A 2,593-nucleotide genomic window follows, 5' to 3' on the forward strand; every position below is an offset into this window, starting at 1 on the left:
CAGCGCCTGAGCTGAATAGCTGTAACCGCCGCCGTCGAAGTTGCCCGCCGACGGATTGCTATCATCGCTGATACCCACATTATTGTAAGCCGCCGCCAGCGACGGATAAGGAACCGTCAGGCTGGCTGAGGCTTGCAGGCGTCCCGGCCCGTCCGCGCTCACAAAGCGCGCGCTGGCCTGCAGCGCATAGCTGCCCGGGGAGGCATCCGGCGGGGCCGTCACCTGCCAGCGCACCTGCACCGTCTGACCGGCTCTCACCGTTGCAACAGTGCTTGTGCCCTCTGGGTGCACCTGCCAGCCCTGGGGCGCCTGCAGCTCCAGCCGCAGCGCGTGCGCCGTCAGGTCCCCACCATTGGTGAAACTCGTCGTCACCGTCGCGCTCCCACCGCCAGCCAGCCACTGCGGCGCCTGCACACTCACGTAGCGCGGACCGTTGGTCACGCGCACCGTGAAGCTGCCCCGCAGACGAATATCGCGCGACGACGACCCCACCTGTACCGAGTAGCTCCCATCCTGCACGACCCAGCTATGGGCGTGCACGTCCCAGTAGGAGAGATCGCGCGGATTCAGCTCAAAATGCACGTGCTTCGTCTGGCCGGGCTGCAAAAAGACTTTCTGGAAGCCCTTCAACTGGCGCGGCGGCTCCGGCACATTCGTTGACGGCATACCAAGATAGAGCTGCACCACCTCAGCCCCGGCGCGCCGACCTGTGTTCGTCACATCCAGATCAACGGCAATGCGGCTGCGATAGTCCACCTGCGTTGACGTCACCCGCAGATGGCTATAGCGGAAGGTCGTATAGGAGAGGCCGTAGCCGAAGGGGAAGAGTGGCGTAATCCCGCGCTCATCGTAATAGCGGTAGCCAACAAAGACCCCCTCCGAATAGTCCGCCTGATCGTTAATGCCCGGATATTGGGCAGGCGTACTGGCCGGCAGATCGCTGGCAGAGCGTGGGAAAGTCATCGGCAGCTTCCCTGACGGATTAACATCACCAAAGAGCACCGCCGCAATGGCGTTCCCATCCTCCTGGCCAGGATACCAGGCCTCCAGGAGAGCCGGCACCTGATCAACCCACGGCATCAGCACCGGCCCGCCCGTATTGAGCACCACAATCGTCCGCGGATTGGCCTGAGCCACCGCCGCAATCAGTTGATCCTGGGCCCCCGGCAGCTCCAGGCTGCTACGATCGGAGCCTTCCGACTCCACATCGTTGACAAAGACAATGGCCACATCGGAGCTTCTCGCCAGCTCCACGGCCTGCGAGAGCAACGTATTCTCCTGGCCCGGAATGCTCCAGCCCAGGGCCACATTGCTCGCGCCGCCATTCTGATAGTACTCCACGCGAATGGCGTAAGACTGACCAGCCGTCAACTGGATCGCTGCCGTCTCGGTGGTCGTCGCCTGATCGCGCCAGTTATCGATCAGCAGCTGATTATTAATGTAGAGCCGGCTCCCATCGTCGCTTGTCAGCGAGAACGTATACGTTCCGCTCACCGGCGGCGTCAGGGTTCCTGTCCAGCGGACCGACCACTGAGTCGCCGGCACGCCCGGCCCCGGAGACTGCCCGTTCCAATCGAAATTGATCTGGCTATCGACCCGCGTCAGCACCGGGCTGCCGGAGAGCGTCATATTGGTAAAGTATTCGCCCAGCAGGCCCTGACCGCTGCCCGAAGGCGGCGTCAGATACTGGGCCTCGATCGGCGGCAGCGTCCCTGTCGTCGTGATCCCCTGCGCGTAGCGCACCGTCACGCCACTCCCGGCGCGCTGCGTAATGCCCTGCAGCGGCGTCACCACGTAGGGCGGGATCACATGCGCGCTCCCGCCGCCCGTCGCCTGGGGAGCGACGGAGGCATCGGGACCAATCACCGCAATCGAGTGGATCTTGCTCGGATCAAGCGGCAGCAACTGACCGTCGTTCTTGAGCAGAACAGTGCCGGCCTCGGCGGCCTGGCGGGCCAACTGCGCATGTTGGGCATTGGTCACCGTCGCGTTCGGGCTACCGGTCGTCGGATAATCGAAGAGGCCGATGGCGAACATCGTACGCAAAATACGATGCACCGCCTCATCGATCGTCGCCATGCTCACCTGCCCGCTGAGCACCGCCTGCTTCAGAGCCTGGCCGAAGTAGGTGCTGTCGGGCATCTCCATATCGAGGCCCGCCGTAATGGCCGGCACCGTACTATGGGTTGCGCCCCAGTCCGACATCACAAAACCCGGGAAGCCGAAGGTCCCCTTGAGCGTCGTATCGAGGAGATAGGGATTCTCGCAGGCGTAGACGTTGTTGACCTTATTGTAGGAGCACATCACCGCCCCGACGCCTGCCTGTCTGACAGCGTACTCGAAGGCCGTCAGATAGATCTCATGCAGGGTGCGCTCGTCGACATTGGCGCTCACCGTCGTCCGGTGGTACTCCTGATTATTGGCCGCATAGTGCTTGACAGTGGCGATGACGTGCTGGCTCTGGATGCCCTCAATATCGGCGCTGGCCAGTATGGCCGTCAGATAGGGGTCTTCACCCAGCGTCTCGAAACTGCGGCCCCACTGCGGATTGCGCAAAATATTGACGGTCGGCGCCAGGGCCACATTAGCGCCT

At 63.0% G+C, this 2,593-nt stretch carries 1 protein-coding gene; it reads right to left on the reverse strand.

Features of this window, described 5'->3' with window-relative positions; genetic code table 11:
• Window positions 1-2,593: glycoside hydrolase family 3 C-terminal domain-containing protein (locus tag BGC09_RS21950; protein ID WP_069806333.1), on the reverse strand; the 2,593-nt coding region annotated here is incomplete at both ends.

The sequence above is a fragment of the Thermogemmatispora onikobensis genome, assembly GCF_001748285.1.
Lineage (GTDB): Bacteria > Chloroflexota > Ktedonobacteria > Ktedonobacterales > Ktedonobacteraceae > Thermogemmatispora > Thermogemmatispora onikobensis.